Origin of the sequence: Mycobacterium sp. (genome assembly GCF_050701675.1) — a bacterium.
GTDB lineage: Bacteria > Actinomycetota > Actinomycetes > Mycobacteriales > Mycobacteriaceae > Mycobacterium.
On sequence record NZ_JBOGDD010000640.1, the window covers coordinates 1 to 5,029 of the forward strand.

The window sequence follows — 5,029 nt, forward strand, 5'->3', positions numbered from 1 at the left end:
GACTTCGACGACGCGTTGAAGGCCCAGCCCGGTGTTCTCAACGTGCTGAACCAGAAGGACCTGATCGACCGGCTCTTCGCAGTGCTCGACGGATTGAGTGCCGCGGCGTTCGCCGTGGCACTGGTCCAGGCCGTCGGTGCGATCCTGTTGATAGCCAACATGGTTCAAGTCGCGGCTTACACACGAAGAACGGAGGTGGGCATCATGCGACTGGTTGGCGCAAGCCGTTGGTATACGCAGCTGCCCTTCCTCGTCGAGGCCATGCTGGCCGCGTTCATCGGTGTGGTGATATCGATCGTCGGCCTGATTCTGGTGCGCGCACTATTCCTCGAGAAGGCGCTCAACCAGTTCTATCAGGCGAATCTGATCGCCAGGATCGACTACGCCGACATCCTCTACATCTCGCCGATCCTGCTCTTCGTGGGGGTGGCGATGGCAGGTGCCACGGGTTACGTCACGCTGCGCCTCTACGTACGGCGTTAGCCGTGGCGAAGAAGTCGGCCGCGGAGGTCAAGAAGAACCGCAACAACCAGATCGTGGCCACCAACCGCAGGGCGCGGCACAACTATTCGATCCTCGACACGTTCGAGGCGGGTATCGCGTTGATGGGTACCGAGGTCAAGGCACTGCGCGACGGGCAGGCCTCGCTGGCCGACGCGTTCGCCACGGTCGACGACGGCGAGATCTGGCTGCGCAACGTCCACATCCCCGAGTATCACCACGGCAGCTGGACCAACCACGCGCCGCGGCGCAACCGGAAGCTGCTGCTGCACCGCAGCCAGATCGACACGCTGATCGGCAAGATCCAGGACGGCAACCTGTCGCTGGTCCCGCTGTCGCTGTACTTTCTGGACGGCAAGGTCAAGGTGGAGCTGGCGCTGGCCCGGGGCAAGCAGGCGCATGACAAGCGGCAGGATCTGGCCAAGCGCGACGCGGACCGTGAGATCACCAGAGAGCTGGGCAGGCGCTCCAAGGGCATGACCTGATCGGGGTCCTCTTCGCCCTGACGTCCGCAGTCGGCTACGGGGTGAGCGACTTCGTCGGCGGTCTGGCGTCGCGCAGGGTGGCCGCCCTGCGGGTGGTGCTGGTGTCCTATCCGGTGGCGATGGTCCTGCTGACCGTGATCGCCCTGGTCGTCGGTGGCCACGTGTCGCCTCCCGCGGTGCTGTGGGGTGGCCTGTGCGGCATCAGCCAGGCGTTCGGCGTGTGGTGGTTCTACGCCGCCCTCGGAGCGGGCCCGATATCGGTGGTGTCGCCGCTGACGGCCGTGCTCGTCGCGGGTGTTCCCGTCGGCGTCGGCCTGGTGCTGGGGGAGCGGCCCACGGCAGTCGCCGTCGTCGGCATCGTGCTGGCGTTGGTCGCGGTGCTGCTCGTCTCCAGGGAGGTTCGGGACGACGATCCTGAGCGGCAGCACCGTTTCACGGCCAAGGTCGCCTGGCTCACCGTCGGCTCTGGCCTGGCGTTCGGGATGAACTTCGTCATGATCGCGCAGGCGCCCGTCGAGGCCAACCTCTGGCCGCTGGTCTTCGCGAGGATCTCGGCCAGCGCCGTCGTCGTCGTCATCGCCCTGATCACTCGAAGCTTCAGCGCGCCGAATGGAACCCCGCTGCGCCTCGCGCTCGCCGCGGGCGTCATCGACACGATCGCCAACGTGGCGATGCTGTTGGCATTGCACGCATCGCTGTTGTCGCTGGCCGGTGTGTTGATGTCGCTCTACCCTGCTGCGACGGTGGGGCTCGCGTTGGTGGTGCTCAAGGAGAAGGTGACGCGCTGGCAGGCCGCCGGCATGGTGTTGGCCCTGGCGGCGGTGGCCCTGATCGCCGGAGGGTAACGCCTACCCGATCGGGTGATCGGCGGCCGATTCGCGCCGTGACCGGACCGGGACCAGTTATTCGGTGGCCGTTGTCGTATCCGTGGGTAGAATCGACTTTCCTGCTGAAGTTCGGCAGGGGTGCGAGGGGCTGAACGGTTTCGACTTCGCGCATCGAATCAAGGGAAGCGTGCCGGTGCAGGCAAATGACCACCGTAAGCGTCGTTGCAACCAATTAAGCGCCGATTCCAATCAGCGCGACTACGCCCTCGCTGCCTAAGCGACGGTGTGTCTGTCAGACCGGGAGCGCCCTCGGCCCGGACCCTGGCATCAGCTAGAGGGACAAACCGATACGTCCGGTCGCGGGACATATCGGGACACCAAACAGCGACTGGGATCGTCATCTCGGCTTGTTCGCGTGAACGAGAGATCCAAGTAGAGACATAGCGGACTGCGCACGGAGAAGCCTCGAGGGAATGCCGTAGGACCCGGGTTCGATTCCCGGCAGCTCCACAACAAAGATGCAGGTCAGGGATGTAATCCCTGGCCTGTTTTCTTTGTCCCGTCAGCACGCGAGGTTGCTCCTCCCTGGATGCGGGTTAGATTTAGGGATGTTTTCACGCCGCACGCGTCGCCCTCGGGCGGGCAGCGCGCGGTCAGCCGGTCGTTGGGTCGGGCTCGGCGCTTCGGCACTTCTCACCGCCGGCGTCCTGCTCGTTGCCCCTAGCGCGCCGCCGGTAGCTTCTGCCGACGACTGCGCCGACGCCGAGGTCATCTTCGCGCGCGGCACCGATGAGCCGCCCGGTCTCGGCCGTGTCGGCGATGCCTTCGTCGACTCGCTGCGCAAGCAGACCGGCGGCATGAACATCGACACCTACGCGGTGAACTACAAGGCCAGCAAGCTGCAGCTGCACGGTGATGACGGCGCCAAAGACGCGATTTCCCACATCAAGTCCACGGTGTCCTCCTGCCCGGACACCAAGATCGTCCTAGGCGGCTACTCGCAAGGCGCGAGCGTGATCGACATCGTCGCCGACGTTCGTCTGGCCGGCATCAAATGGGGCGATCCTCTACCGGCCCAGTACGCGAACAACGTCACGGCAGTCGCTACCTTCGGCGACGTGGCCACCCGCAGCGGCGAGGCGCTGCCGACCCGGAGCGCACTGCTCGGTTCCAAGGCGATCGACCTGTGCAACCCCAACGACCCGATCTGTCACGCGGGTCCTGGCAACGAATGGAGCGGACACACCGAGGGCTACATCCCCGTGTACACCACCCAGGCAGCGGCCTTCGTTGCGGCCAAGCTGCTGGCCGGATCCGGTCAGACGGTGCCCGGGTACGGCCCGGACTACGGTCTGCCACCTGAGTACGGCCCGGAGGCGCCGGGGTACGGCCTGCAAGCGCCGGGGTATGGCCTGCAGCCACCGGGGTATGGCCCGGAAACGCCTGGGTACGGTCCGGAGTCGTCGGCGCACGGTCCGCCACCCGGCCCCGAGACGCCGGGATACGGCCCAGAGACGCCGGGGTACGGACTGCAGCCACCGGGATCTGGCCCGTCGACATTCGGGCCTGCCTCGCCGACCCCCGAATTGGGATTGGTCTAGGGACCGCCGCGGCTCTCGCACCTGCCTGACCGGCTCGGGCGCAGACGGGTGTACCTCACCGGGCATGCCCAATGGGTTGTCTGCTGCAACTCACCGACCGAGAGCGGTAAGTGGTTGCTGGCGAAGATGTTCCAGGGTGCCGTCCGCTATTGGTGAGTCGGTACGGTGAGTCACCCAACCTTAGTCGGCCGTGTGGACGATGAGGATGTCGATCCTGGCTTTGCGGGCGACCTCGGCGGGCACCGAGCCCAGGAACCGTCCGGCGACAGAGTCCAGTCCTACGTCGCCGACGACGAGCAGGTTCGCGTTGACTTCTTCGACCAGCTTCACCAGTGCGTGGACGGGCGCGCCTTCTATCGCCCGCAGCTCGATGTCCCGAGCGCCGGCGCCCTTGGCCCGGTCATGCGCCTCCTGAAGGATCGCGTACACGGGCGCACTGCCGTGCAACTTGTAGCCCTCGCCGCCAAGTGCGTCCGCGGCGCGGGGGTCGGACACACGATCGTGCGATGGTGCTCTTGACCAGCCGCCCTTCTCGACGGCCGTCACATGCGCACTGGCGACGATCAGCTTCGCATTCGCCTGCGCTGCGACCTTGCCTGCGCTGTCGACCGCGCGCAATGAGGATTCGGAACCGTCGGTCCCAACCACCACGGTCCGATAGCCGTCCATGTCGCCTCCCAAGGGTCGTCACGACGACAGGGAACGTTAGCGCTTGGTCCTCGACGAGGGACCGGATTGGCGATCCAGGGGACGAACATTGGCGCACTGCATGATCGGCGAGGTCGGAAGGAAGCGTGGCAGCCCCGACGTCATTCATCGGTTTACATCTATATAGACATAAAGTAATATAGTCGGTATGTGGGGTACGACCTGGGGTGTCAGCGAAGCGGAACTGAGGGCGGCGCTGCCGTGCGACGGGCTCGCGTCTTCTGATTCGGTACGGATGGACCGCGCGATCTCCATTGATGCGCCGCCTCCGGTCGTGTTCGCCTGGCTGTGCCAGTTGCGGGTGGCGCCCTACAGCTACGACCTGCTCGACAACACCGGCCGACGCAGTCCGCGCAGCCGGTCGGTCGGACTGGCCGAACTGGCCGTCGGCCAGCGTTTCGTCCGCATCTTCGGCCGCGTGCACGTCTTCGAACTGGTGGCATTCTCGCCCGATGAGCACATCACGTTGCGGCAGCGAGAGTTTGGGCAGTTGGCACGGGTCGCCAAGGTGAGCAACTCCTATGCGATCACGCCGGTCGGTAACGGCACACGACTGCACGTGCGGGTGCTGTTCGACGGCCCGTGGCTGCTCGGTCAGATCCTCGCGCTGGTCAATCTGCTGATGATGCGCAAGCAGCTGCGCACCCTGAAGGGCCTCGCTGAACGCGACGCTCTCAGCGCACCTTGACGACGATCTTGCCCGTGGCGGTGCGGTTCTCCGAGTGGCGCTAAAGTCGCCGGGAGATCTCGCCATGCAGATCGGGCCACGGCGGGCGGCGAACCATGGCGATGGTGGCAAGGGTTGCCGACACCAGCCCCACCAACACTCCCATCATCGCGATGCGAGTGTTGTCCATCGCTGGAGACCAGACGGGTTTGCCATCCTTGATCACGAATACGCCGACGG

General features: G+C 65.5%; 6 protein-coding genes and 1 other RNA gene. 6 read left to right on the plus strand and 1 reads right to left on the minus strand.

Annotation, left to right across the window (positions count from 1 at the left end):
- The 5 genes from ACRDUX_RS19665 to ACRDUX_RS19685 all read left to right on the plus strand — a co-directional run.
- Positions 1 to 483 (plus strand): FtsX-like permease family protein (locus ACRDUX_RS19665; protein ID WP_526415695.1); only part of this gene is annotated, 483 nt, incomplete at its 5' end.
- A 2-nt stretch (positions 484 to 485) separates the two neighbouring features.
- Entirely contained in the window at positions 486 to 986 is a 501-nt protein-coding gene (gene smpB / locus ACRDUX_RS19670; protein WP_526415696.1) for an SsrA-binding protein SmpB, read from the plus strand.
- A complete protein-coding gene (locus ACRDUX_RS19675; RefSeq protein ID WP_526415700.1) occupies positions 983 to 1,831 on the plus strand; it encodes an EamA family transporter in 849 nt (282 codons plus the stop codon). Before smpB ends, ACRDUX_RS19675 begins: the two co-directional genes overlap by 4 nt.
- A 126-nt stretch (positions 1,832 to 1,957) precedes the next feature.
- Positions 1,958 to 2,326: a transfer-messenger RNA gene (ssrA, locus tag ACRDUX_RS19680) on the plus strand.
- Between the two features lie 95 nt (positions 2,327 to 2,421).
- Positions 2,422 to 3,414: a cutinase family protein gene (locus ACRDUX_RS19685; RefSeq protein WP_526415697.1), complete on the plus strand. Its 993-nt coding sequence runs from the start codon at positions 2,422 to 2,424 to the stop codon at positions 3,412 to 3,414.
- 180 nt (positions 3,415 to 3,594) lie between these two features.
- On the opposite strand, the gene ACRDUX_RS19690 is transcribed toward ACRDUX_RS19685, so the two are convergent.
- Positions 3,595 to 4,083, minus strand: coding sequence for a universal stress protein (locus ACRDUX_RS19690; RefSeq protein WP_526415698.1), 489 nt, complete (start codon positions 4,081 to 4,083; stop codon positions 3,595 to 3,597).
- 187 nt (positions 4,084 to 4,270) lie between these two features.
- Here ACRDUX_RS19690 and ACRDUX_RS19695 point away from each other — a divergent pair, with 187 nt between their 5' ends.
- Positions 4,271 to 4,810, plus strand: coding sequence for an SRPBCC family protein (locus ACRDUX_RS19695; RefSeq protein WP_526415699.1), 540 nt, complete (start codon positions 4,271 to 4,273; stop codon positions 4,808 to 4,810).
- The last annotated feature ends 219 nt before the right edge of the window (positions 4,811 to 5,029 follow it).